This window comes from Mesorhizobium atlanticum, assembly GCF_003289965.1.
GTDB lineage: Bacteria > Pseudomonadota > Alphaproteobacteria > Rhizobiales > Rhizobiaceae > Mesorhizobium > Mesorhizobium atlanticum.
The window spans coordinates 629,473-655,716 of record NZ_QMBQ01000004.1; the positions used below are offsets into that span (position 1 = coordinate 629,473).

The 26,244-nt window shown below is 63.7% G+C and carries 23 protein-coding genes and 1 pseudogene; 20 read left to right on the forward strand and 4 right to left on the reverse strand.

What is annotated here, in order from left to right:
- Window positions 1–3: 3 nt before the first annotated feature.
- Window positions 4–378, reverse strand: a complete 375-nt coding sequence (gene uraH, locus DPM35_RS16650; protein ID WP_112128335.1) for a hydroxyisourate hydrolase — start codon at window positions 376–378, stop codon at window positions 4–6.
- Window positions 379–546: 168 nt separating this feature from the next.
- Between uraH and puuE the strand changes: the two genes are divergently transcribed.
- The 15 genes and pseudogenes from puuE to DPM35_RS16725 all read left to right on the forward strand — a co-directional run bounded on the left by puuE (window position 547) and on the right by DPM35_RS16725 (window position 16,162).
- Complete coding sequence (gene puuE / locus DPM35_RS16655) at window positions 547–1,971, forward strand: allantoinase PuuE (RefSeq protein WP_112128336.1); 1,425 nt, start codon at window positions 547–549, stop codon at window positions 1,969–1,971.
- A gap of 82 nt (window positions 1,972–2,053) precedes the next feature.
- Window positions 2,054–2,929, forward strand: a complete 876-nt coding sequence (locus tag DPM35_RS16660; protein ID WP_112128337.1) for a bifunctional allantoicase/(S)-ureidoglycine aminohydrolase — start codon at window positions 2,054–2,056, stop codon at window positions 2,927–2,929.
- Window positions 2,926–3,417: an ureidoglycolate lyase gene (locus tag DPM35_RS16665; protein ID WP_112128338.1), complete on the forward strand. Its 492-nt coding sequence runs from the start codon at window positions 2,926–2,928 to the stop codon at window positions 3,415–3,417. The genes DPM35_RS16660 and DPM35_RS16665 overlap by 4 nt, the downstream gene beginning before the upstream one ends.
- Window positions 3,418–3,427: 10 nt before the next feature.
- Window positions 3,428–4,021 (forward strand): nucleoside deaminase, encoded by a 594-nt coding sequence (locus DPM35_RS16670; protein WP_112128339.1) that lies wholly within the window; start codon window positions 3,428–3,430, stop codon window positions 4,019–4,021.
- Between the two features lie 55 nt (window positions 4,022–4,076).
- Window positions 4,077–4,375 (forward strand): annotated as a pseudogene (locus DPM35_RS16675) (type II toxin-antitoxin system MqsR family toxin).
- Between the two features lies 1 nt (window position 4,376).
- Window positions 4,377–4,787, forward strand: a complete 411-nt coding sequence (locus DPM35_RS16680) for a type II toxin-antitoxin system MqsA family antitoxin (protein WP_112128340.1) — start codon at window positions 4,377–4,379, stop codon at window positions 4,785–4,787.
- A gap of 79 nt (window positions 4,788–4,866) precedes the next feature.
- Window positions 4,867–6,852 carry a CocE/NonD family hydrolase gene (locus tag DPM35_RS16685; RefSeq protein WP_112128517.1) on the forward strand — a complete coding sequence of 662 codons (1,986 nt, stop codon included), beginning with the start codon at window positions 4,867–4,869 and terminating at the stop codon, window positions 6,850–6,852.
- Between the two features lie 148 nt (window positions 6,853–7,000).
- Window positions 7,001–8,590, forward strand: a complete 1,590-nt coding sequence (locus DPM35_RS16690) for an ABC transporter substrate-binding protein (RefSeq protein ID WP_112128341.1) — start codon at window positions 7,001–7,003, stop codon at window positions 8,588–8,590.
- A gap of 99 nt (window positions 8,591–8,689) precedes the next feature.
- Window positions 8,690–9,649 (forward strand): ABC transporter permease, encoded by a 960-nt coding sequence (locus tag DPM35_RS16695; protein WP_112128342.1) that lies wholly within the window; start codon window positions 8,690–8,692, stop codon window positions 9,647–9,649.
- A gap of 58 nt (window positions 9,650–9,707) precedes the next feature.
- Window positions 9,708–10,529 carry an ABC transporter permease gene (locus DPM35_RS16700; protein WP_112128343.1) on the forward strand — a complete coding sequence of 274 codons (822 nt, stop codon included), beginning with the start codon at window positions 9,708–9,710 and terminating at the stop codon, window positions 10,527–10,529.
- Window positions 10,529–12,184 carry an ABC transporter ATP-binding protein gene (locus DPM35_RS16705; RefSeq protein ID WP_112128344.1) on the forward strand — a complete coding sequence of 552 codons (1,656 nt, stop codon included), beginning with the start codon at window positions 10,529–10,531 and terminating at the stop codon, window positions 12,182–12,184. Before DPM35_RS16700 ends, DPM35_RS16705 begins: the two co-directional genes overlap by 1 nt.
- 123 nt (window positions 12,185–12,307) lie before the next feature.
- On the forward strand, window positions 12,308–13,147 hold the full coding sequence (locus DPM35_RS16710) for an alkaline phosphatase family protein (protein WP_112128345.1): 840 nt from the start codon (window positions 12,308–12,310) through the stop codon (window positions 13,145–13,147).
- A gap of 279 nt (window positions 13,148–13,426) precedes the next feature.
- Complete coding sequence (locus DPM35_RS16715; RefSeq protein WP_112128346.1) at window positions 13,427–13,993, forward strand: sigma-70 family RNA polymerase sigma factor; 567 nt, start codon at window positions 13,427–13,429, stop codon at window positions 13,991–13,993.
- Window positions 13,990–14,658, forward strand: coding sequence for an anti-sigma factor (locus DPM35_RS16720; RefSeq protein WP_112128347.1), 669 nt, complete (start codon window positions 13,990–13,992; stop codon window positions 14,656–14,658). The genes DPM35_RS16715 and DPM35_RS16720 overlap by 4 nt, the downstream gene beginning before the upstream one ends.
- A complete protein-coding gene (locus tag DPM35_RS16725; RefSeq protein ID WP_245431557.1) occupies window positions 14,648–16,162 on the forward strand; it encodes a S8 family serine peptidase in 1,515 nt (504 codons plus the stop codon). Before DPM35_RS16720 ends, DPM35_RS16725 begins: the two co-directional genes overlap by 11 nt.
- Window positions 16,163–16,214: 52 nt before the next feature.
- On the opposite strand, the gene DPM35_RS16730 is transcribed toward DPM35_RS16725, so the two are convergent.
- From DPM35_RS16730 to DPM35_RS16740, 3 genes are all read right to left on the reverse strand, one after another.
- A complete protein-coding gene (locus DPM35_RS16730; RefSeq protein ID WP_112128519.1) occupies window positions 16,215–17,561 on the reverse strand; it encodes an NAD(P)/FAD-dependent oxidoreductase in 1,347 nt (448 codons plus the stop codon).
- A 206-nt stretch (window positions 17,562–17,767) separates the two neighbouring features.
- Window positions 17,768–18,055, reverse strand: coding sequence for a hypothetical protein (locus DPM35_RS16735; protein ID WP_112128348.1), 288 nt, complete (start codon window positions 18,053–18,055; stop codon window positions 17,768–17,770).
- A gap of 234 nt (window positions 18,056–18,289) precedes the next feature.
- A complete protein-coding gene (locus tag DPM35_RS16740; protein ID WP_112128349.1) occupies window positions 18,290–19,312 on the reverse strand; it encodes a substrate-binding domain-containing protein in 1,023 nt (340 codons plus the stop codon).
- A gap of 360 nt (window positions 19,313–19,672) precedes the next feature.
- On the opposite strand from DPM35_RS16740, the gene DPM35_RS16750 reads away from it, so the two are divergent.
- From DPM35_RS16750 to DPM35_RS16770, 5 genes are all read left to right on the forward strand, one after another.
- Window positions 19,673–21,028, forward strand: a complete 1,356-nt coding sequence (locus DPM35_RS16750; protein WP_112128351.1) for an ABC transporter substrate-binding protein — start codon at window positions 19,673–19,675, stop codon at window positions 21,026–21,028.
- Between the two features lie 191 nt (window positions 21,029–21,219).
- The gene (locus tag DPM35_RS16755) at window positions 21,220–22,233 is read left to right on the forward strand and encodes a carbohydrate ABC transporter permease (RefSeq protein WP_112128352.1); all 1,014 of its coding nucleotides are present in this window, start codon (window positions 21,220–21,222) and stop codon (window positions 22,231–22,233) included.
- Between the two features lies 1 nt (window position 22,234).
- A complete protein-coding gene (locus DPM35_RS16760) occupies window positions 22,235–23,389 on the forward strand; it encodes a carbohydrate ABC transporter permease (protein ID WP_112128353.1) in 1,155 nt (384 codons plus the stop codon).
- A gap of 4 nt (window positions 23,390–23,393) precedes the next feature.
- A complete protein-coding gene (gene bglA / locus DPM35_RS16765; RefSeq protein WP_112128354.1) occupies window positions 23,394–25,058 on the forward strand; it encodes a beta-galactosidase BglA in 1,665 nt (554 codons plus the stop codon).
- A gap of 35 nt (window positions 25,059–25,093) precedes the next feature.
- Entirely contained in the window at window positions 25,094–26,206 is a 1,113-nt protein-coding gene (locus tag DPM35_RS16770; protein WP_112128355.1) for an ABC transporter ATP-binding protein, read from the forward strand.
- The last annotated feature ends 38 nt before the right edge of the window (window positions 26,207–26,244 follow it).

Sequence of the window (26,244 nt, forward strand, 5' to 3'; positions counted from 1 at the left end):
GTCTCAGCTCCCCCGGTAGGTCGAGTAGCCATAAGGCGAAATCAAGAGCGGCACGTGGTAGTGCCGTTCTTCCGCCATGCCGAAGCGGATCGGCACGATGTTGAGGAAAGCGGGCTCAGGCAGCTTGATGTCCTGGCCGCGCAGATAGTCGCCGGCGGCGAAAACCAGCTCATATTCACCGGTGCGGAACTCGGCGCCGGCGAGCAGCGGCGCGTCGCAGCGGCCATCATCATTGGTGGCGACGGTCTTGAGATGTGTGCGGCTCTGGCCTTCGATGCGGAAGAGCTCGATCGACAGGCCCTTTGCCGGCCGCCCGGACGCGGTGTCCAGCACATGGGTGGTCAGGCGCCCGCCATCGGCTTTCGACGTTTCTGCCACTGGCCGCCTCCATCCCGGTACAGTTTCAGGTCAATTGTGCGCCAATTAAAGGCGATGCATAAGCCCCGGTCGAGCGGAGCGGGGCAAAAAGCACTTTCAAAAATTTTCGGGGGAATGCATGCGCACTCCTTTCGATATCTTCATCTCAACCATCGGGCAGGAGCGACAATGCGTTACGATAGGGACATGCGCGGCTACGGGGCCAATCCGCCGGACCCAAAATGGCCTGGGGGCGCGCATGTCGCGGTGCAGTTCGTCGTCAACTACGAGGAAGGCGGCGAGAACTGCGTGCTGCATGGCGACAAGGCGTCCGAAGCCTTCCTGTCCGAAATCGTCGGCGCCGCACCCTGGGTCGGCCAGCGCCACTGGAATATGGAATCGATCTATGAATACGGCGCCCGCGCCGGCTTCTGGCGGCTCTACCGGCTGTTCACCGAAGCGCAAGTGCCGGTGACCTGCTACGGCGTCGCGACCGCGCTCGCACGCTCGCCCGACCAGGTCGTCGCCATGCAGGAGGCGGGGTGGGAAATCGCCTCGCACGGCCTGAAATGGATCGACTACCGCGACCATGCGGCCGAGGATGAGAAGCGCGACCTCGATGAGGCCATCCGGCTGCACTACGAAGTGACCGGCGCGCGGCCGACGGGCTGGTATACCGGGCGCACCTCGGTGAACACGGTGCGGCTCGTCGCCGAGGAAGGCGGCTTCGACTATGTCTCCGACACCTATGACGACGAGTTGCCCTACTGGTTCGACCGCGACGGGCTGGAGGCGCCGCAGCTCATCATCCCCTACACGCTCGACGCCAACGACATGCGGTTCGCGACGCCGCAGGGCTTCAACTCCGGCGATCAGTTCTTCGCCTATCTGAAGGACAGTTTCGACACGCTCTATGCCGAGGGCAAAGCGGGCCGGCCGAGGATGATGAATATCGGCCTGCATTGCCGGCTGGTCGGCCGTCCGGGCCGCGTGGCGGCGCTGAAGCGCTTCGTCGACTACGTGAAGTCGCATGACAAGGTGTGGCTGACGCGGCGCATCGACATCGCAAAACACTGGCGCGAGACGCATCCTTACGAGGCGCCGGCGCTGCGTCCGTCGCGGATGGAATTCGAGGAATTCGTGCATGCCTTCGGCGGCGTGTTCGAGCATTCGCCGTGGATCGCCGAACGCGCCTACGAATTGGAGCTTGGCCCCGCGCATGACAGCGCGGGCGGCCTGCACAACGCGCTTTGCCGCATCTTCCGCGCGGCGAGCGAAGCCGAGCGGCTTTCCGTGCTCAACGCCCATCCGGACCTTGCCGGCAAGCTGGCGGCGGCCAAGCGGCTGACGCCGGAGTCGGCCAAGGAGCAGGCCTCCGCCGGGCTCGACGCGCTGACCGACAAGGAGCGCGAGCTGTTCTCGAAGCTCAACGCCGCCTATGTCACCACCTTCGGCTTCCCCTTCATCATCGCGGTCAAGGGCAAGACCAAGGACCAAATCCTGGCGGAGTTCGAGGCGCGGATCGGCAACAGCCGCGGCACCGAGTTCGAAACCGCCTGCAAACAGGTCGAGCGCATCGCACTGCTTCGGCTGAAGGACATGCTCCCGCTCTGAACGTTTGTTGTTTTTGTCGACGCAATTCCCAACGGAAGACCGCTTCACCCTTTCCTGGAATTGCTCTGAGGGTCAGGACCCCATGGATATGATCAAGACTGCCGAGCGAACCTATTACGCACCGCAGGGTGGCCATCCCGGCCAGAACGAGCTTTTGACCGGCCGCGCCGTCTTCACCGAGGCCTATGCGGTGATCCCCAAGGGCGTGATGCAGGACATTGTCACCAGCCCCCTGCCGTTCTGGGACAAGACCAGGGCCTGGATCATCGCAAGGCCGCTTTCGGGCTTCGCCGAGACGTTTTCGCAGTACATCGTCGAGGTCCTGCCGGGCGGCGGCAGCGAGCGGCCGGAACTCGATGCCGGCGCCGAGGGCGTGCTTTTCGTCGTCGAGGGGGAACTCACCGTATCGCTTGCCGGCAAAAAGCATATGCTCGCCCCCGGTGGCTTCGCATTCCTGCCGCCAGCGAGCGGCTGGACGGTGCGCAACGAGAGCGGCGCCGCTGCCCGCTTCCACTGGATCCGCAAGGCCTATGAGGCGGTCGATGGCCTCGACGTGCCGGAAGCTTTCTTCTCGAGCGACCAGGAGGTAGCGCCGAGCCCGATGCCGGGCACGGAAGGGCGATGGGCAACGACCCGCTTCGTCGACCCCGCCGACATGCGCCATGACATGCACGTCACCATCGTCACGCTGAAGCCCGGCGCGGTCATACCGTTCGCCGAGACCCATGTCATGGAGCATGGGCTCTATGTGCTGGAAGGCAAGGCTGTCTACCGGCTCAACCAGGACTGGGTCGAGGTCGAGGCCGGCGATTTCATGTGGCTGCGCGCCTTCTGCCCGCAGGCCTGCTATGCCGGCGGGCCCGGCAATTTCCGCTATTTGCTCTACAAGGACGTCAACCGGCACGCCAGGCTTGGCGGCTATCTTGGGGGCGGCTCTCTTGGAGGCAAGGCGCGGTGAGTCGCATCGTTGCCAAGCCGCTGACGCGTGAAGACTTCGCGCCGTTCGGCGACGTCATCGATATGGGCGGCGACAACCGCTACCCGATCAATGGCGGCAAGGCGATGCGCTATCACGACTTGGCCACCGCGGAAGCGACCGGACCGAATGCGCGCGTGCTGATCTCGATGGTGCGCGGAACGCCCTACGAGATGCCGCTGAAGCTCACCATGGTCGAGCGCCATCCGCTGGGCAGCCAGGCCTTTATCCCGCTGTCGCCGCGCCCCTTCCTCGTGATCGTCTGCCACGACACCAAGGACGGGCCGGGCGAGCCGAATGCCTTTCTCGCCGGCCCCGGACAAGGCATCAACTACCGCCGCAACCTGTGGCACGGCGTGCTGACGCCAATCGGCGAGGAACAGGATTTCCTGATCGTCGACCGCGGCGGCGACGGCTCCAATCTCGAGGAATTCTATTTCTCGCACCCTTACGAGATCCACCTTCCCTGAAAGCCTTCCCATGACCGACGTTTCGCTGATCGACCGCCTGCTCGACGTGATCGAGCACGACATCGTGCCGAAGACCGCCGAAGGCGTCGCCCATGGCAACAAGCTGTTCGGCGCCGCCATCCTGCGGAAAGACGACCGCTCGCTGGTGCTGGCCGAAACCAACAACGAGATGGAAAATCCGCTCTGGCATGGCGAGGTGCATTGCCTGAAGCGCTTCTACGAAATGCCGAAGGCCGAGCGCGTCGACACCAAGGAGGCGCTGTTCGTCGCCACGCACGAACCTTGCTCGCTCTGCCTGTCGGCCATCACCTGGACCGGCTTCGACAATTTCTACTACCTCTTCAGCCACGAGGATTCGCGCGACAGCTTCGCCATTCCGCACGACCTGAAGATCCTGAAAGAGGTCTTCACCCTCGACCCCGGCGGCTACAATGCCGAGAACGCCTATTGGAAAAGTTTCTCGATCCGCCGGTTGGTGCGGGCTTTGCCCGAGGCGGAGCGCAAGCGGCTGGAGGCGCGCATCGGCAGGATCTCGGATCGCTATGACGAGCTGTCCGACGCCTACCAGGCAAGCAAGGCGGAGAACGACATTCCGCTGAACTGAATCGTTTCCACTCCACCTACCTTGAATTGCCACCTTTATGGTGGCATATTGGGTCATGGAGAAACGCAGGCCCACTTACGATCTTGAGGCGATCAAGACCACCTTCGGGTCTGTCGACACGTTGGCCATCACAACGTCAGCCCTGCGCGATGCGGTCGACCTCGGTTTCGATCGTGCCGGCATTGTCGAGGTGATCGACAGCGGAAGATGTTCGTGAAATCGATGACGACTTTTGCGGATCACCGGGTCTGGCAGGATGTCTACCGCGTGCCGGCACGCGGCATGCTCCTCTATGTGAAGTTCCAGGCTGACGTCGTGACCGAATTCATGGTCATGGCGTTCAAGGAGAAATGACATGGCGACAGAAACCAGTGAAACCCTGATCTCTCCCGAAACCGGAGAGATCCTGACGCGCGGGGTGCGTCCGTTCACCGTGACCTACAAAGGCGAGAGCGTGGTTGTCGACCTGCCAGGCTACTATCCGGCTTCGGACGGAGACGGCGTGCATGTCGGGGAGGATATGGCTGCCGTTGATGCCGCCCTGCGCATTCTCAAGGAAAAGATCGACGGCGTGCCTGCGCCAGAAACTATCCGGCGCATGCGTGCAAAGCTCAAGCTGTCGCAACGCGAGGCGGGTTCGCTGTTCAAAGTCGGCGAGAATGCCTTCGACAAATATGAGCGAGGCCTGATCGAGCCGAGCGGCCCGACCATTCAGCTGATGACGTTGCTCGAAAAACATCCCGAATTGCTCGACGAATTGCGTTAGCGGCCAAGGTCGCATTTTTTGATGCTCCAGTCGCGAATGGCGATTGAAAGTCGCCACGCCACGGAGCGTTATGCCGCCCATGAAAATCGTCACCGAATTCCCCCGCAAGGTCGTCGAAATTCCCGATATGGGCATCGTCATGCCGGATGGCTGCCGGCTGTCGGCGCGCATCTGGATGCCCGAGGATGCGACTGACAATCCCGTACCGGCGATCCTCGAGCATCTGCCTTACCGCAAGCGCGACGGCACCATTTTTCGCGATCAGCTGACCCATCCCTATTTCGCCGGCCACGGCTACGCCTCGATCCGCGTCGACATGCGCGGCAATGGCGATTCCGAAGGCCTGATGGACGACGAATATTCCGAACAGGAACTGCAGGATGCCTGCGACATCATCGCCTGGGCGGCGGCGCAGCCCTGGTGCAACGGCAATGTCGGTATGATGGGCATTTCCTGGGGCGGCTTCAACTGCCTGCAGGTGGCTGCGAAACAGCCACCGGCGCTGAAGGCGGTGATCAGCCTCTGCTCCACCGTCGACCGCTATGCCGACGACATCCATTACAAGGGCGGCTGCCTCCTTTTGGAAAATTTCGGCTGGGCCTCGACGATGCTGTCCTATTCGTCGCGTCCGCCGGACCCATTGATCGCCGGCGGCAACCGCTGGCGCGACCTTTGGCTGACCCGGCTGGAGAACCAGCCTTTCATGGCGCCGCTCTGGCTCAGCCACCAGCATCGCGACGCCTATTGGAAGCGCGGCTCGATCTGCGAGGATTTTTCAACGGTCAAAGCGGCGGTGATGTCGATCGGCGGCTGGCATGACGGCTACCGCAACACGATCTCCAATCTCGTCACCGGCATCCAGTCGCCGGTCAAAGGCATCGTCGGCCCCTGGATCCACAAATACCCGCATTACGCCGGACCCAATCCGGCCATCGGCTTCCTTCAGGAGGCGCTGCGCTGGTGGGACCGCTGGCTGAAGGGCGCCGAGACCGGCGTCGAGAACGATCCGGCCTACCGCGCCTATGTCATGGATAGCGTGCGGCCAGCGCGCTGGCACCCGGAGCGGCCTGGCCGCTGGGTGGCGGAGCAGCAATGGCCGTCATCCAACATCAAGGTTGGGGCGATCGAGCTCATTGCCGCGGACACCAAACCCTCGATCGTCGCTTCGCCCCAGACCTGCGGACTTGCCGGCGGCGAGTATTTTCCCTTCACCTTCGGGCCGGAACTGCCCGGCGACCAGCGGCCCGACGACGCGCTGTCGGTTTGCTTCGACCAGCCGGAACTCACCGAGGCGATCGACATTGTCGGGGCGCCGGAGCTCGCGGTCCAGGTTGCCTCCGATCGCCCACAGGCCAACATCGCGGTGCGCCTCTGCGACGTGCATCCCGACGGCGCCTCGGAGCTGATCTCCTATGGCGTGCTCAATCTCACGCACCGCAACTCGCATGAGTTCCCGCAGGCGCTGGTGCCAGGGCAGACCGTTTCGGCGCACGTCGTGCTCGACCAATGCGCCTACCGGGTGCCGGCCGGCCACAAATTGCGCGTTGCCGTTTCGACCGCCTACTGGCCGATGATCTGGCCCTCGCCGGAGCCGGTGCGGCTTGATCTGGCGAGGGCTACGCTGAAGCTGCCGCTACGTCCGCTGGCGAAAAGTGATGAGGTTTCGTTTCCCGAGCCGGAAGGCGCGACGCCCTGGGCGACCGAGACCATCCGGCCGGCGAGTTCCGAACGCCATGTCGACCGCGACGAGAAGACCGGCCTCGTCACGCTTTCCATAACGGACGATTTCGGCGAGGTGCGCGATCTCGACCATGGGCTGGTCAATGGCAGCATCGCGCGCGAGACATGGGCGATCCATCCCGACGATCCGCTGTCGGCCACCGGGGCCACGCATTGGACGCAGACATTGTCGCGCAATGATTGGTCGGTGCGGACCGAAACCTTTGCCGACATGCGATCGGACGCCGGGAACTTCATCGTCAGCGCCAGAATTGAAGCCTATGAGGGCGAAAAGCTGGTTTTCGAACGCGATTTCAAGCAGACGATTCCCCGCGCGCTCGTCTGAGCGCAGGCAAGATTGGTCCAAACGCGACGCACGATTTACGCCACCGTATGTCGCATTCGGTCTTGCCTGCTGCTTTCCGTTACGGTCATTATCTCCTCCAATAGCAAGAAACGACCATAAGGTCGGATACCCAGAGTGAGGAACCATAATGTCCAACGAACTCGACTATCTCAGCCGGCGAGTCGCGGCCGGAAAACTCAGCCGTCGCGATTTTCTCGGTCGCGCCGCTGCGCTCGGCGTCGCCGCCACCGTTGCCAACTCGATGCTCTCCAGCGCCGTGCGCGCGGCCGGCCCGGTCAAGGGCGGCACGCTGAAGGCCGGCCTTCAGGGCGGTGAATCCACCAACAGCCTCGATCCGGCGACCTTCCTTAGCCAGGTTCCGTTCGCTTTCGGCAAGTGCTGGGGCGAAACGCTGGTCGAGCTCGCGCCGGGCGGCGGCGTCGAGTATCTCATCGCCGAGGAGATCGGCAGCTCCAAGGACGCCAAGACCTGGACGATGAAGATCCGCAAGGGCGTCCAGTTCCACAACGGCAAGGAGGTGACGCCGGACGACGTCGTGGCGACGCTGAAGCGCCACAGTGACGAAAAATCCAAGTCGGGCGCGCTGGGCGTGCTGAAGAGCATCGACACCATCAAGGCCGATGGCGGCAATGTCGTGGTAACGCTGAAGGACCCGAACGCCGACCTGCCCTACCTCATGGCGGACTACCACCTGATCATCCAGCCGAATGGCGGCAACGACAAGCCGGATGCCGGCATCGGCACGGGCCCGTACAAGGTCACCGTCAACCAGCCAGGCGTAAAGCATGGCGGCGAACGTTTCGCCAATTACTGGCAGGCCGACAAATACGGCCATGCCGACCAGGTCGAGATCGTCGTCGTCAACGACCCGACGGCACGCATGGCCGCGCTCCAGGGCGGCCAGGTCAACATGATCAACCGCGTCGAGCCGAAGATCGTCGACCTGGTCAAGCGGCTGCCCGGCGTCACCATCCGCGCCGCTTCGGGCCGCGGCTTCTATCCGTTCAACATGTTCTGCGACACCGCGCCCTTCGACAACAACGACCTCAGGATGGCGCTGAAGCTCGCCATGGACCGCGAGGAGATGCTGACCAAGATCCTGCGCGGCTACGGCGAGGTCGGCAACGACATGCCGGTCAACAAGGCCTATCCGCTGTTCGCAGGCGATTTCGAGCAGCGCAAGTTCGATCCGGAAAAAGCCGCCGCGCTCTACAAGAAGTCGGGCCATAGCGGCTCGATCCTGCTGCGCACCTCCGACGTTGCCTTCCCGGGCGCCGTGGACGCCGCCCAGCTCTATCAGCAGAGCTGCGCCAAGGCCGGCATCAAGATCGAAATCAAGCGCGAGCCGGGCGACGGCTACTGGACGGAAGTCTGGAACAAGCAGCCCTTCTCGCTCTCCTACTGGGGCGGCCGTCCAACGCAGGACCAGATGTATTCGACCGCCTATCTCTCGACCGCCGACTGGAACGACACGCGCTTCAAGCGGCCGGATTTCGACAAGATGGTGCTTGCGGCGCGCGGCGAGCTCGACGAAGCCAAGCGCAAGAAGATCTACCGCGACATGGGCGAGATCATGCGCGACGAAGGCGGCCTGATCGTGCCGTTCTTCAACCAGTTCGTCGACGCGACCGGCAAGGGCGTCGAAGGGTGGGTCGACAACCCGGCGCAGGAACTCAGCAACGGCCACGCGCTGATCGAGTGCTGGCTGCAGGCTTGACGAAGGATAGGAAAGGGTCGGCGCGAGCCGGCCCTTTCCGGCATTCATGGCCTGCCTGAAAAGCGGGCACCGTCCCTTCTTCACCATTGCAGGTAGCCGATGTCGTATCCGATCCTGAGATTGGTCGCTCAGCGTATCTTGCTGGGCATTGTTCTTCTGTTCGCCGTTTCGGTGTTGATCTTCGCCGGCACGCAGATCCTGCCGGGCGACGTCGCCCAGGCGATCCTTGGCCAGTCGGCGACGCCGGAGGCGCTGGCGAATTTGCGCGAGCAACTCGGGCTCAACGACCCGGCCTGGCTGCGCTACGTGCACTGGCTGTGGGGCATCCTGCATGGCGATTTCGGCACGGCGCAGTCGAGCGGACTGGACATCGCGACCTCGATCAGCACGCGGCTGAAGAACACGCTTTTCCTGGCCGCCTGCGCGGCGATCGTCGCGGTGCCACTGGCGATCATCCTCGGGCTCATTGCGGTGCGCTATCGCAACGGCTTCGTCGACAAGCTGATTTCCGGCCTGGCGCTGGCCTCGACATCGTTCCCGGAATTCTTCATCGGCTATGTGCTGATCTTCGTGTTCGCCGTGCATTGGCAGATCTTCCCAAGCATCTCGACGGTGGATGATTCCACGCCGTTCCTCGAAAGGCTGCAGGCCGTGGTGCTGCCGGCCACGGCGCTGACGCTGGTGGTGCTCGCCCATATGATGCGCATGACGCGCGCGGCGATCCTCAATGTCATGCAGTCGGCCTATATCGAGACGGCCGAGCTCAAGGGGCTGAAGCCCTTCGACATCATCCGCAAGCATGCTTTCCCGAACGCGATCGCGCCGGTCGTCAACGTCGTCATGCTCAACCTCGCCTATCTCATCGTCGGCGTCGTGGTGGTGGAGGTGATCTTCGTCTATCCGGGCATGGGGCAATATCTGGTCGACCATGTCGCCAAGCGCGACGTGCCGGTGGTGCAGGCGGTCGGCCTGATCTTCGCCGCGGTCTACATCACGCTCAACATCGTCGCGGATATCGCCGCCATCGTGGCCAATCCACGGCTGAGGCATCCGAAATGACGGGGGCATCCGAAATAACGGGCCGGATGCGGGACGACCTGAGGGGGAACTGAAGCGAATGACGCTACGACAAATTCCGTTCACCGCCTGGGTCGGGCTGATCCTGACCGGCTTCTTTGCGTTCTGCGCCATCTTCGCGCCCTGGGTCGCGCCGCATGGCAATGGCGAGATCGTCGGCGACGTGTGGGAGCCGATGTCGGCCACTCATTGGCTGGGCACCGACAATCTCGGCCGCGATCTCATCTCGCGCATGATCTATGGCGCGCGCATCACCATGGAGATCGCGGTGGCGGCGACGGCGCTGTCCTTCTCGCTGGGCTCGATCCTCGGCTTCACGGCGGCTGTCTTCGGCGGCTGGTTCGACACGCTGCTGTCGCGCTTCGTCGACCTTCTGATGTCGATCCCGACGCTGATCTTCGGCCTCGTCGTGCTGTCGGTGCTGCCGACCAACACGCTGACGCTGATCCTGGTCATGGGCATCCTCGATTCCACCCGCGTCTACCGCCTCTCGCGCGCCGTCGCCGTCGACATCAACGTCATGGATTTCGTCGAGGCGGCCAAGCTGCGCGGCGAAGGCAAGGCCTGGATCATCTTCCGCGAAATCCTGCCCAACGCGCTGTCGCCACTGGTGGCGGAGCTCGGCGTGCGCTTCATCTTCGCGGTGCTCTTCCTGTCGGCGCTCTCCTTCCTCGGCCTCGGCGTGCAGCCGCCGGATTCGGACTGGGGCGGCATGGTCAAGGAGAACAAGGACGGCATCGTCTTCGGCATTCCGGCGGCGCTGATCCCGGCTGCGGCGATCGCTGTGCTGGCGATCTCGGTCAACCTCGTCGCCGACTGGGTGCTCAACCGCACGACGAGCCTGAAGGGAGGGCGCGGCTGATGGCCGACACCAAGGCAAATTCGGGCAAGCTCCTCGATATCCGCAACCTGCGCATCGAGGCGACCGTCTACCCGCCCGGCGAGGCGCCGAAGACCATCACGCTGGTCCATGACGTCTCGCTGACGCTCGAAAAGGGCAAGGTGCTCGGCCTGATCGGCGAATCCGGCGCCGGCAAATCGACCATCGGCCTGTCGTCCATGGCCTATGGCCGCGGCGGCGTGCGCATCACCGGCGGCGAGGTGATCCTCAACGGCCGCGACATCCTGAAAGCCGGCCCGAAGGGCGTGCGGGCGCTGCGCGGACGCGAGGTCTGCTATGTCGCGCAATCGGCGGCCGCGGCCTTCAATCCGGCGCACAAGCTGATCGACCAGGTGGTCGAGGCGGCCATGCTGCACGGCACCGCGACCCGCGCCGAGGCCGAGAAGCGAGCCGTTACGCTGTTCAAGAAGCTCAGCCTGCCCAATCCCGAAACGATCGGCGAGCGCTATCCGCACCAGGTCTCCGGCGGCCAGCTGCAGCGCGTGATGACGGCGATGGCGCTCTGCTCGGAGCCCGACCTCATCGTCTTCGACGAGCCGACCACGGCGCTCGACGTGACGACGCAAATCGACGTGCTGGCGGCGATCAAGGACGCCATCCGCGACACGCATGTGGCGGCCCTCTACATCACGCATGACCTTGCCGTCGTCGCCCAGGTGTCGGACGAGATCATGGTGCTGCGCCACGGCCGGCTGGTCGAATGGGGCGGCACGCGGCAGATCATCAAGGAGCCCCGCCAGGAATATACCAACGCGCTGGTTTCGGTGCATGAGATCGAGCACAAGGAACAGCAGCCCGGCACAACACCGTTCCTGTCGGTGAAGAATGTGACCGCTGCCTATGGCGGCGGCCATGTCAAGGTTCTGAAGAACGTCTCGGTCGACATCTATCCGGGACAGACGCTGGCCGTCGTCGGCGAGAGCGGTTCCGGCAAGTCGACGCTGGCCCGCGCCATCACCGGCCTGTTGCCGCCCGAGGAGGGCACCGTCACCTTCGACGGCAGGCCGCTTGCCAACAGGCTGGCCGACCGGCCGAAGGAGGATCTGCGCCAGCTGCAGATGATCTACCAGATGGCCGACGTGGCGATGAACCCGCGCCAGACGGTGGGCACCATCATCGGCCGCCCGCTGGAGTTCTACTTCGGCATGAAGGGGCGCGAGCGCGACAAACGCGTCGCCGAATTGCTTGACGAGATCGAGATGGGCAAGGGTTTCGTCGATCGCTACCCGGCCGAGCTTTCCGGCGGCCAGAAGCAGCGCGTCTGCATTGCGCGCTCGCTCGCCGCGAAGCCGAAGCTGATCATCTGCGACGAGGTGACCTCGGCGCTCGACCCGCTGGTCGCCAACGGCATTCTCAAGCTCCTGCTCAACCTGCAACAGGTGGAGAAGGTCGCATATCTCTTCATCACCCATGACCTGGCGACGGTGAAGTCGATCGCCGATTCGATCGCGGTGATGTATCGCGGCGAAGTGGTGCGCTACGGCCCCAAGAGCAAGGTGCTGACGCCGCCTTTCGACGCCTATACGGACCTGCTCTTGTCCTCCGTGCCGGAGATGGAAATCGGCTGGCTGGAGAAGGCGATCAAAGGGCGGCGCATGGAAAGCGCCGGAAACTAGAGCGCGTCACGCAGGACGACATCCGTTGAGCTGGCGTCCTCATCTTCGCGCTTCTGGAGCTTGGCCGGACCGGCCGGGCTGTCGATGCTGATCCCTACCGCACAACCGCATGGAGCCCTATCCTTGGCGCTCAAATCCAAACTGCTGCTCATCATCCTTGACGGCGTGCCCTACCGGAACTGGCGCCGGCTGATGGGCAATCTCGAGGGCTGGGCGCAGTCGGGCGAAGCGCAGGTGTGGAAGATGCGCTCGGTGCTGCCGTCGACCTCGGCCTGCTGCTATGCCTCGATCCACACCGGGGTGACGCCGCAGGTGCATGGCATCCTTTCCAACGAGATCCGCTTTCGAGTCACGCAGCCGGACATCTTCTCGGAGGTCAGCAAGGCCGGCGGCAAGACGGGAGCGGTGACCCATTCCTACTGGTCGGAGTTCTTCCGTTCGTATCCGTTCGACCTTGTCGAGGATCTGGAGTTCGACGATCTAGGCGGGCCGATCACGCATGGCCGTTTCCACAGCATGACCGGCTACAATCTCAAGAACCAGATGACGCCGAGCGACGTCGACCTGTTCGCGACGCTGACCATGCTGGTGAAGCGCCACGGCATCGACTACGGCATCCTGCACACCTGTACGCTGGACTCGATGGGTCATCGCTTCGGCCATGACTGCATAGAAATGGACCATGCCTGCTACGCGATGGACGCGATGCTTGCAGCCTTCCTGCCGCAATGGCGCGCGGCCGGCTATGAAGTGATCGTGACGGCCGACCACGGCCAGACCGACCGCGGCCACCATGGCGGCCATGACGACGAGATGCAGGATTTCGCGCTCTATTATTTTGGACCCGCGAAAGGCCCGGCCGCCGACACGCTGCTCGACCAGCTGCAGCTCGCGCCGACGGTGCTGAGCCGGCTTGGGGTTGAGATACCCGAGACGATGACGGCGAAAGTGTTTTTGGGGTGAATTTCACCTTCCCCTTCTCCCCTTGTGGGAGAAGGTGGATCGGCGCGCAGCGCCGAGACGGATGAGGGGTGTTCCAGCGGAGTGAGACGCTGGCTTTCCCTGGAGCACCCCTCATCCGGCCGCTCCGCGGCCACCTTCTCCCACAAGGGGAGAAGGGGCACCCCACCTACTGGCAACCTCCCCGCTCTTCGGTTAGCCTCCGAAAATCCTTGGCGGAGGGTGAACCTTTTTGGACCGATCAGCGACAGAGCTTCGAGGAGCCGGGCGGCTCGACCGGCCATGAACGCGGCGACGGAAACCGATCGCGCGCTTGTAGACCGGGTCGCGAAGGGCGACCGGGCCGCCGTTCGGCTCCTGTTCATGCGTCACCACGCGCGGATCTACCGTTTCGTGGCGCGCCAGACGGGATCGGAAATGATGGCCGACGATATCGCAAACGAGGTTTTTCTGGAGCTGTGGAAGCAGGCGACCGGGTTCGAAGGCCGCTCTGAAGTTTCCACCTGGCTGCTCGGCATCGCCCGCTTCAAGGCGCTCTCCATGCTGCGCAAGAAGAAGGAAGACTGGATCGACGACGATGACGCGGCGCAGGTCCCCGACAGTGCCGACACGCCGGACGTCGTCACCATGAAGGAAGACAAGGCGGCCGCCTTGCGCCGCTTCGTCGATGCCTTGCCGGAAGAACATCGCACGGTGATCGACCTTGCCTATTACCATGGCCAGTCGGTGACCGAGATCGCCGAGGTGCTCGATATTCCGGTCGCGACCGTCAAGACCAGGATGTTCTACGCCCGCAAGAAACTCGGCGAAGCCCTCAAGGCCGCCGGTTACGACAGGGGGTGGCCATGAGCGCCGCTGAAAAGATGTCGCGCCGCGACGAGATGGAAACGCTGCTGCCGTTCTACCTGAACGGCTCGCTGGAAGGCGCCGAGCTGGAGGCCGTCGAGGAATGGCTGGCCACCGATCCAGCGGCGATGGCAGCGCTTGGCGAAGCGGAGGCCGAGTTCTCCGGCACCGCCGCCGCCAACGAGGCGATCCGCCCGCCAGCCGATGCGCTCTCCCGCTTTGCCAGGGCGCTCGACGCGGAGGCCGGCCCGGTGCGCGCGCCCGCCGGCCAATCCTGGCTCGCCAAGATCTTCGGCCGCGTCACGGCGATGCCCGCCGGCGTCGCCTGGGCGGCCGCCGCTGCGCTACTGGCACTTGTCCTGGTGCAGTCCTTCGAACGGCCGGGCGGCAAGGGCAACGATTTCGAGGTGGCCGGCGCTCAGGACGATCTGGCGAAGCTGCCTTTCGCGCTGGTCAAGTTCAAGCCGGATGCCAAGATGGCCGATATCGCCGCCTTCCTCGGCCAGAACGGACTGAAGATCGCCGGCGGCCCGACCGCCGACGGCGTGTTCCACCTGGCGATCCCGGCCAGCACGGCGGCCGATTACGACAGGCTCGTCGGCCTTGTTGCCGCCCAGCCTTTCGCGGATACTGTGATCCAGGGAAGGAAACCGGTCGATGGCGGCTAAAGCAATTCCAGGAAAAGTGTGCCGCGGTTTTCCGTCCGGAATTGCGAAAAGACCAAAAGTCATTCTGCATGCGGCGCTCCTTGCGGCGGCGGCTTTTGTCGCCGCGCCTGCGTTCGCGCAGACCAATGATCCCAGCCTGACGCAAAAGCAGGTCGACTGCCTGAACCGCACGACGGCGGCCGGCGGCGACTGCGACAAGGACGGCGGCGCCAAGGGCAGTGGCGGTGCGCCGAGCAGCGGCTCGGCCACAGGCGGCGCGGTGTTCCTGCCGGCGCTGATCGTCGATCTGTTCCCGAACCGGCCGGCGAGCGCGGCCCCGCAAGCGCCCGCGCCATCCGGTGGGACATCGCCGTCGAACGGTTCCGCCAACGCGCCGGTGCCCACACCGACGCCGAGCGGACCCGTCACGGTGCCGCAAGGGCTCAACCTGGCTGAACCGCCGCGCGCCATTGCCGGCGAATTCGTGCCCGACGAAGTGCTGGTGACGGTCAACGGCGATGCCGGCGTCGTGCAGCAGATCGCCAATTCCTTCGGCCTGCAGGTGCGCTCGCAGCGCCAGTCGCGGCTGCTTGGCTCGACGCTGGTGCGCTTCGGCATCACCGACGGGCGGCCTGTCGGCTTGGTGCTGGCGCAGCTCGCCGCCGACGGCCGCACGCAGCGGCGTGAGCCGAACCATATCTATTCGCTGCAGCAGGCGGCCGGCATCGTGAACTATGCTTTCGACCGCATCGCGCTCGATTCAAAACAGGCGAGCGGCGAGAATGTGCGCGTCGCCGTCATCGACACCGGCATCGACGATACCAATCCCGCGCTGAAGGGCGTCATCGCCGAGCAATATGACGCCATGCCCAATGTGCCGATCGAGAAGCGCGACCACGGCACCTCGGTCGACGGGCTGATCGCCGGTGTCGGTCCGCTGGAAGGCATGGCGCCGGGCGCGAAAATCTATCACGCGCGGGCCTTCGAAGGCGGCAAGTCGACCATGGACGTCATCCTGTCGGCGCTCGACTGGGCCGCTGAGCAGAATGTTCGCATCATCAATATGAGCTTCGTCGGTCCGAAGAACGACCTGCTCGGCACCGCCTGCCGCAATGCACGCGCCGAGGGCATGGTGCTGGTGGCAGCCGCCGGCAACAACGGGCCGAAGGCGCCCTACGGCTACCCGGCCGCCTTCGACGGCGTGATCGCCGTGACCGCCACCGACGCCAAGGACGGTCTGATGCCGCAGGCCAATCGCGGCGCCTATGTGTTCATCTCGGCGCCCGGCGTCGAAATGGTGGCGCCGAGTGGCGCCGGGTCGGACGTGGTGACCGGCACATCCTTTGCCGCCGCAATCGTGTCCGGCGCCATCGCCAACCTGATCCACGCCGCGCCCGACCGCTCGGCCGACGAGATCGAGAAGGCGCTGGCGGCAACGGCGAAGGATCTTGGGCCCAAGGGGCGGGACAATGATTTCGGCTTTGGGCTGCTGGATATCAAGGCCGCCGAAGCGGCGAAGGAGTGAGTCCAGGCAGTCGGCTATCCCAGCTACGGGATAGCGGCGGCCAGTTGCCCAATTAAAGAGCCGGACCCAACCGTACCGGGCTTCCATCGCAGAAGCGCGGCAGCCGGAAGCGGCTGAGATCGTGTCCGGTGTCGTTTCCCTGGATCATGTCGGAGACGACGCGGCCCATGCCAGGCCCGATGCCGAAGCCGTGGCCGCTCATTCCTGTCGCGACGAAAAGACCGCCTATCGCCTGGACCCGATCCACGACGGGAACGACGTCGGGCATGGCATCGATCATGCCGCCCCAGCCGACCTTCAAGCGAGCTTTTTCGAACTGGGGAAAAAGGCGTTTGAAGTTGCGCCCGATCGCGCGCAGCCGGGCCGGTTCAGGGGCCGGGTTGAGCACCCGCATTCTCTCGAAGGGACTCTCTGAATCCGGCGCCCAATCGCGCGGCGTCGACCAGCCGTCCGGGTAGCCTGACGGAGCGAACGGGAAATAGCGCGCGCCGAACGGATCGTTCCTGAGGGCGGGAATATATTTGGTGGCGTGCCGGAATGCGTCGGGGCCCAGGTAGAGCAAGTGGCTGCCGCCTCCGGCGAGCGTGTATCCGCCGTCCTGCCTGCGCCTGAAAGCGATGTGATCGTCGGCGGCCGCGCCCGCATAGATCTCGGGCAAGGGCTCCGTCGCGGCCACGGTGACGCGGACGCTGAGCTGGGGGATGGACACGCCGTGCCGCGCCAGGAACACGGACGACCAGGCGCCGCCCGCGACCAGCACGGTGGAGGCGTCGATATATCCCGCCTCGGTCCACACGCCCTTGATCCTACCGGCCGCGATGTCGAGGGTTCGCGCCGCGCAGTTCTCCACGATCCTGGCGCCTTTTCGCACGGCGAGCCTGGCCAGCGCAGGCACTGCCAACCAGGGTTCCGCGCGCATGTCGGAGGGCGTCGTCATCGCGCCCTTGAACCTGCGCGACATGCCGGTGATGAGTTTCGCGGTCTCGTCCGCATTTAGGAGACGCGTGTCGAGGTCATGAGCCGCGGCGATCTTCATGAACGCTTCGAAGCCGGCCATGTCCTTGTCGGCGTTCGCCAGATAGGTCACGCCCGTTTGCTTCAGCCCGATGTCTTCGCCGCTTTCCTCGACCAGCTGCCGCCACAGGCGAATGGCCTCGATGACGATCGGCAGTTCATCCGCGTCCCGTCCCTGCTTTCTGATCCAGCCCCAGTTTCGCGAGGATTGTTCGGCCGCGACCCGGCCTTTCTCCAACAGCGTCACCGGAATGTTTCGGGAGGCGAGGAAAAGCGCCGTCGTTACGCCGATGATACCGCCACCGACGATCACCACCTCCGAAGCCTTCGGCGGCGGGCCTGGATGTTGGATCGGATTCGCTTCGGTGAACGGGAATGCGGGCAAAAGGCGCACCTGAAGGACTGGCTAACGACTCTGACTTACCCGTTGCCACCTCCCAAAATCAGGAGCAGGCGCAGGCAGACCGTTGTCCCACGGGAGTAAATGCAGCCCATGAAGGAGGCGGCAGGTGAAGCCGTTGGATCCTGCCCCCAATACCGGCGCCCTTGCTACCGTTGGAAGCCCAGCTTCACCAGCGGCCGTAGTTGGCTCTATGCACCCTTCACGATTCTCGGCTTGGTCGGCCGGCGGGATTGCACCGCACCCTCGAGAACCAAGGCCAACCGCTTCTCGTCTTCGATGGCGCGATCGACCGCCTCAATTTGCTCTTGAAGCGCCTTCAGTTGCGCGCCGTAGCTGGAGCCATCGCTGTCTCCGATCTGAAAGCCACTTGCCCGCATCGCGTCGCGAGTGTGGTGCACATTTCGGACGCCTTCGCGTCGAGTCGCGACCAGGATTTCCCTGAACTCTTCAAGGCGTTCAACGTGAGTGCGGGTCATTGCGTTCTCCTATTCGTCGTCATCGTTGCCGGCGGCGCATTGAACGGCCAACTTTTGGCGCAGAACGGCTAGAGACTACAGGAGATACTCTCGACAAAGCATGAGTGCGGAAGCTCAAATTTGAACGTCTTACAATAAGGCCTGGCAGGCGGAAATTGGCTTAGTCTGCGATCGATCCATCGCGCGCTCGTCTTTTCAGCCGAGCGCGCCACGGTCCGGCTGGTGAATCTGACCTCACCCGGGCGCCCCGGCCACCGACCCCCTCACCACCAGATCCACCGGCCAGACCTCGCCGCGCGCGCCCTCCTCCAGCCCCGATATGCGCGCCGCAAGACGCTCGGCGACGCGGGCGCCGGCGAGGCGGATCGACGAGCGCGTCGTCGACAGCGGCACCGGGAAATTTTCCGGCCGCAGCCAGGGGAAGACGTCGTCATGGGCGACCAGCGACAGGTCACCGGGGATGGTGAGGCCAAGGTCGCGCACGGCGCGTACGACGCCCAACGCCATGATCAGGCTGGAGCAGACGATCGCCGTCGGCGGCTCGGCTTCCTCGAGCAGGCGACGGGCGGCGCGATAGCCGTTTTCCTCGGTCATGGTCACCGAGCGGATGTGGCGCTCGCCGAGCGTCATCCCGCTCGCGGCAAGCGCCCGGCGCACGCCGCGCTCGCGGTGGATGGCGAAGGTCTCGCGCTCGTTGCCGTTGATCAGCGCCAGGCGCTTGTGGCCGAGCTGAAGAAGCAGCCGCGCCGCCTCGTGGAAGGCGCCCTCATTGTCGATGTCGAGATAGGGATAATCGAAATCCAAACCTTCGCTACGGCCATGCACGATGAAGGGTATGCCCAGCGTATTGACCAGGGCCAGCCGCCGGTCGGCCGGCCGCGGCGAGGAAATGTAGACGGCATCGACCTGCCGGTTGGCGACGATGCGGCGGTAGGTGGTCTCCTCATCGTCGGCATCGGCGGGCGACAGCACGAGGTCGAGCTCGTGCGACCGGGCATAATCGCCGAGGCCGGAGAGGAATTCGACGAAATGCGGATCGATGTCGACGGACGCACCCGTCGGCAACACGTAGCCGATCATGCCTGACTTGCCGGTGGCGAGGCGCCGCGCGGATGGGTTCGGCCGGTAGCCGTGGCGCTTGGCGGCATCCATGACCCGGCGCCGGGTTTCCTCACTGACCTCGGGGTAGCCGTTCAATGCCCGGCTGACCGTGGTCTGCGAAAGCGACAGCATGTGCGACAGTTGCTTGAGGTTCATCGGAGGCCTCCAGCCTCAAAGCGCTTTCAATTTTAATCGATCCGATGATGGCCGACGCTTTTGCCAAGCAAGATGACCTTAGAGGCGCATCGGCCGTGTTTGAAGCCAAAATTGCTGTTGCAGCGCCAAAAAAGCTTGCTGCACTGCACTTTCTTAGAGCATTCGGCGCTTTTTAAATCGATTAGCAACATGAGCCTCTTGACTTCATGGCGATTCAATGGCCAGATCAATTTAGCCAAAGCGCTTTGGAATACTCTTCGAAAGGTTGCGGTTGCCTTCTCACTGAGTCACAGTTCCGTGCGCGTCGGCGGACGAAATGGAGGTTTCGTCCGAACCTGTCTCAACACTGGGAGGACTGCGATGAAGAAAATGCTTCTCTTGGGTGCTGCGTTCGCTGCGCTCACCCTTGGCCTGCCGGCACATGCCGAACTGAAGTTCAAGCCGGGCGAGGATTCGAAATTTCATTGGGCGAATTACGACGACCTCAAGAAGGTCGACCTCAAGGGCGAAACGCTGACCATCTTCGGTCCGTGGCGCGGCGAGGATGAGACGCTTGTACGTTCGGTCCTCGACTATTTCCAGGAAGCGACCGGCGCCGAGGTGAAATATTCCTCGTCCGAGAACTATGAGCAGCAGATCGTCATCGACACCCAGGCCGGCAGCCCGCCCAATATCGCCGTCCTGCCGCAGCCTGGCCTGATCCAGGATCTCGCTTCCAAGGGCGTGCTGACTCCGCTGGGCGACGACGTCGCCGCCTGGATCAAGGAAAACTACGCCGCCGGCGACTCCTGGGCCAAGCTCGGCACCTATACGGGCAAGGACGGCAAGCCCGGCTTCTATGCCTTCCCCTACAAGATCGACGTGAAGGGTCTGGTCTGGTACTCGCCGGATAATTTCCAGGAGGCCGGCTACAAGGTGCCGAAGACCCAGGAAGAACTGGCCGACCTCGAGAAGAAGATCGTTGCCGACGGCGGCAAGCCATGGTGCATCGGGCTTGGCTCGGGCGGCGCTACCGGCTGGCCGGCGACCGACTGGGTCGAGGACATCATGCTCCGGACCCAACCGCCGGAGGTCTACGACAAGTGGACGAAGAACGAGATTCCGTTCACCGACCCGGCCGTCGTCAACGCCATCGACATCTTCGGCAAGATAGCAACCGACGACAAGATGGTGGATGGCGGCGCCAAGGCGGTCGCGGCGACCGACTTCCGCGACAGTCCGAAGGGCCTCTTCACCGTGCCGCCCAAATGCTACATGCACCATCAGGCGTCGTTCATCCCGTCCTTCTTCCCGGAAAACGTGAAGCTCGGCCAGGATGCGGACTTCTTCCCCTATCCGCCTTACGCCTCCAAGCCGGAGCTGGGCACGCCGCTGGAAGTGGCCGGAACGCTGGTGATGATCACCAAGGACTCCAAGGCCTCGCGCGAGTTCATCAAGTTCCTGCAGATGCCGCTCGCGCATGAATTATGGATGGCGCAGAAGAGCTTCGTCACCCCGTTCAAGGCCGCCAACAAAGACGCCTATGGCAGCGACGCGCTGAAGAAGCAGGGCGAGATCCTCGTTGGAGCCACCACGGTGCGGTTCGACGGCTCCGATCTGATGCCCGGCAAGGTCGGCGCGGGCTCGTTCTGGACCGGCATGATCGACCTGGTCGGCGGCAAGTCCGCGCAGGACGTCGCCGCCGACATCCAGAAAAGCTGGGATGCCATCAAGTAGCCATCCGGCAAACAGGCCGCCGCGCGCGGCCTGATATTTTCCTCATCCTCCACCTGGATCCGGGCTACGGCCCGGATCCGACCGGCGGTCCGCGCCGGAGGCCTTCGCGTCTCGATTGTTCCGAAAACTCATAAGTCGGCGCATGCGTCCGCCAGCGGTGCCTGGCCGGTCATGCGCAGGGAGAGGGACCCATGGCGGCTCAGATTTTCTCGGCCATATTCGTCATCATCATCGGCGTCGGCGGTTGTGTCGCCTATTTCTGGGGCGCCAACAAACTGCTCGATCTCGTTTTCCCGTCGCGCGGGGTGTCAGGCACCGCAGCCGTCGACAATCTGCGCCGGCAGGGCCTGGTGCGGCCCTGGCTGTTCGTCGGCCCGGCGATGATCATCCTCACCATCTATCTGATCTATCCGGTGGTCGAGACGCTGCGGCTCTCCTTCCTCGATCGCGGCGGCGAGAATTTCGTCGGCCTCGCCAATTACGAATGGGCGTTCGGCGACCACGATTTCCGCAACTCGATCCTCAACAACATCCTGTGGCTGGCGGTGGTGCCGGCGGCCTGCACCTTCCTCGGGCTGATCATCGCCGTGCTCACCGACAAGATCTGGTGGGGCACGATCGCCAAGAGCCTGATCTTCCTGCCGCTCGCCATCTCCTTCGTCGGCGCCAGCGTGATCTGGAAATTCATCTACGAGTACCGGGGCGAGGGCCAGGTGCAGATCGGCCTGCTCAACGCCATCATCCAGTATTTCGGCGGCCAGCCGCAGGTGTGGATCTCGCTGCCGTTCTGGAACAATTTCTTCCTAATGGTGATCCTGATCTGGATCCAGACAGGTTTTGCGATGGTCATCTTGTCGTCGGCGCTGCGCGGCATTCCGGAAGAGACGCTGGAAGCGGCAGTCATCGACGGCGCCAATCCGTTCCAGATCTTCTGGAAGATCATGGTGCCGCAAATCTGGGGCACCATCGCGGTGGTGTGGACCACCATCACCATCCTGGTGCTGAAAGTGTTCGACATCGTGCTGACCATGACCAACGGCCAATGGAACAGCCAGGTGCTGGCCAATCTGATGTTCGACTGGATGTTCCGCGGCGGCGGCGATTTCGGCCGCGGCGCGACCATCGCCATCATCATCATGATCGCGGTCATTCCGATCATGGTCTGGAACATCCGCCAGGCCAACAAAGAGACGGGAGGGCATTGAGATGGCCGCGTCCACCGGAAAGTCCTTCGCCAGCCGCTTCGGCGTTCATATCGCCGTGCTGGTCTTCGTCATCATCTGGACCATCCCGACACTCGGCATTCTCGTCTCGTCGCTGCGCGACAAGGACCAGATCATCGCGTCGGGCTGGTGGAATTCCTTCGCCAGCTCCAGCCAGACCGAGGCCGGACGACTGCCGGCCGCCTCGGCGCAGACCCAGAAGGACGGCAAATATGTCATCGAGGGCAATGTCTTCGGCGACGGCGCCAAGCGCGCCATCAGCGCCTTCGGCACCAAGGCGGCGGCACCGACGCAGTACAAGGCCGGCACGGCGGCCGATCTCGGCGACGGCGTCACCTTGCAGGTGAATGCGGATGGCAGCTTCACGCTCGCCTCGCCGAAGCCATTCGAAGGCGACCGCGGTCAGCGCGTCTATTACGCCTCCTCGGCGCCGCCGAAATTCACCACCGAGAACTACGATGCGGTGCTGTTTTCCGAAGGCATCGGCCGCTCGTTCATGAACTCGCTGACGGTGACCATCCCCTCGACGGTGATCCCGATCCTGATCGCAGCCTTCGCGGCCTATGCGCTTGCCTGGATGCGCTTTCCGGGCCGTGCGCTTCTGATCGCCGTCATCATCGGCCTGCTGGTCGTGCCGTTGCAGATGTCGCTGATTCCGCTGCTCAAGCTCTACAACGGCGTCGGCACCTTCTTCGGCGTGCCATCCAAGACCTATCTCGGCATCTGGCTGGCGCATACGGGCTTCGGCCTGCCCTTCGCCATCTACCTGCTCAGGAGCTACATCGCCGGCCTGCCGCGCGAGATCATGGAATCGGCGCGCATCGACGGCGCCAGCGATTTCGAGATCTTCGTCAAGATCGTGCTGCCGCTGTCGTTCCCGGTGCTTGCCTCCTTCGCCATCTTTCAGTTCCTGTGGGTGTGGAACGATCTCCTGGTGGCGATGGTTTTCCTCGGCACGGCGCCCGATCAGATCGTGCTGACGGCCAAGCTCAATGCGCTGCTCGGCTCACGCGGCGGCAATTGGGAGATCCTCACGACTTCGGCATTCATCACCATCATCGTGCCGCTGATCGTGTTCTTCTCGCTGCAGCGCTATTTCGTCCGCGGGCTGCTTGCCGGCTCGGTGAAAGGAGGTTGAAGACATGCAATCGGCTTTGAAGGCGACTTCGAGACCAGATCCTGCCACCGACCGCGACTGGTGGCGGGGCGCGGTGATCTACCAGATCTATCCGCGCTCCTACCAGGACTCCAACGGCGACGGCATCGGCGACCTGAGAGGCATCGTTCAGCGCCTGCCCTACATCGCTTCGCTCGGCGTCGACGCCATCTGGATCTCGCCCTTCTTCAAATCGCCGATGAAGGATTTCGGCTATGACGTCTCGGATTATTGCGACGTCGATCCGATGTTCGGCACGCTGGCCGATTTCGACGCGCTGGTGGCGGAGGCGCACCGGCTGGGCCTCAAGGTGATGATCGACGAGGTGCTGTCGCATACCGCCGACATCCACCCCTGGTTCAAGGAAAGCCGTTCCAGCCGCAACAATCCGAAAGCCGACTGGTATGTGTGGGCGGACGCCAAGCCGGACGGAACGCCACCCAACAACTGGCTGTCGATCTTCGGGGGCTCGGCCTGGCAGTGGGACACCAGCCGCCAGCAATATTACATGCACAATTTCCTGGCCGAGCAGCCGGACCTCAACTTCCACAACCGGGAAGTCCAGGACGCGCTGCTCGACATCACACGCTTCTGGCTGGAGCGCGGCGTCGACGGCTTCCGACTCGACACCATCAATTTCTATTTCCATAGCCAGGGGCTGGAGGACAACCCGCCGCTGCCGCCGGAACAGCGCAATGATCAGACGGCGCCGGCGGTCAACCCCTACAACTATCAGGACCATATCTACGACAAGAGCCGCCCGGAGAATCTCGGCTTCCTCGAGCGTTTTCGCGCGCTTCTCGACGAATATCCGGCGCAGGCGGCGGTCGGCGAGGTCGGCGACTCCCAGCGCGGCCTCGAAGTGGTCGCCGCCTACACCGCCGACGGCAAGCGCGTGCATATGTGTTATTCCTTCGACTTCCTGGCGCCGGAGAAGATCAGCGCCGCGAAAGTGCGCGCGGTGCTGGAGGCCTTCGGCCGGGTCGCCAGCGACGGCTGGTCGTGCTGGGCTTTCTCCAACCACGACGTGATGCGGGTCGCCTCGCGCTGGGCAGCCAACGAAGCCGACCCGACCGCCTATCTGAAGGTGATCTCGGCGCTTCTGATGTCGCTGCGCGGCTCGGTCTGCATTTATCAGGGCGAGGAGCTCGGCCTCGGCGAGGCCGAGCTGAAATTCGAGGACCTGCAGGACCCCTACGGCATCCGCTTCTGGCCGGAATTCAAGGGCCGCGACGGCTGCCGCACGCCGATGGTGTGGGAAGCGGCCGCCAAGAATGGCGGGTTCTCGGCCGCGAAACCCTGGCTGCCGGTGCCGGGCAAGCACCTGTCGCAGGCCGTCAACGTGCAGCAGGGCGACGCCAACTCGCTGCTCGAGCATTACCGCCGCTTCCTTGCCTTCCGTCGCCAGCACCCGGCGTTGGCCAAGGGCGAGATCGACTTCATCGCAAGCGACGGCGATACCGTCGCCTTCACGCGCCGCGAGGGTAACGAGCGGATCGTCTGCGCCTTCAACCTCGGCAGCAAACCCGCCGAGATCAATGTCGGCCCAGGCGCGCTGCAAGCCTTGCCGGGGCATGGCTTTTCGGGACAGACTGGCAGCGGACCGGTCCGCCTCGGCGGTTACGGCGCCTGGTTCGGGCGTATCGACTGAACTTCTAAGACAGCAATCAACGGGAGGAGACAAACATGGCCGATGTCACGCTGAACCAGGTGAAGAAGTCATACGGCAACCTTAACATTCTCCATGGCATCGACCTCGACATCAAATCGGGCGAGTTCATCGTCTTCGTCGGGCCATCGGGCTGCGGCAAATCTACCTTGCTGCGGTCGATCGCAGGGCTCGAGGAGATCACCGGGGGCGAATTGAAGATCGATGGCGAGGTGGTGAACGACGTGCCGCCGTCGAAGCGGGGCATCGCCATGGTGTTCCAGTCCTATGCGCTTTATCCGCACATGACTGTCTACGACAACATGGCCTTCTCGATGAAGATCGGCAAGGAAAGCAAGGCCGAGATCGACAAGCGGGTGCGGCAGGCGGCGGAAATCCTGCAGCTCACCAAATATCTCGACCGCCTGCCCAAGGCGATGTCGGGCGGCCAGCGCCAGCGCGTCGCGATCGGCCGCGCCATCGTGCGCAACCCGAAGGTGTTCCTGTTCGACGAGCCGCTATCGAACCTTGATGCAGCGCTTCGCGTTGCCACCCGAATTGAAATCGCCAAGTTGAAGGAATCGATGCCGAACACGACGATGATCTACGTCACCCACGACCAGGTCGAGGCGATGACGCTGGCGGACCGCATCGTGGTGCTGAAGGAAGGCCGGGTCGAGCAGGTCGGCACGCCGATGGAGCTCTACAAGCGCCCCGGCAATCTGTTCGTCGCCCAGTTCATCGGCTCGCCTGCCATGAACATATTGCCGGCAAAGATCGAGAAGGCCGGCAATCCGACCGTGGTCAGCCATGTCGGCGACCGCAAGGCGACGGTGCCGATCGCGACGCCTGCCTCGGCGAATGGCGCGGCGGTCAGCTTCGGCGTGCGGCCGGAGGATCTCGTGATCGCCACCGGTTCCGATTATCTCTTCGAGGGCAAGGTCGACTATATCGAGCAGCTTGGCGAGGTTCAGCTCGTCTATATCGATATCGGTCGCGCAGACCTGCCGCTGGTCGCCAAGCTGCCGGGCAATGTCGAGGTCAAGCGCGGCGAGACATTGCGGCTCAACGCCAGCGCCGGCGATCTGCATATCTTCGACGCCGACGGCCATTCCTTCACGCTGCACCGCGAAGAAGCGAAGGCGGCCTGAGCGGGCATAGCCGCCGCAGCAAAGAAAAAGCGGCGGGC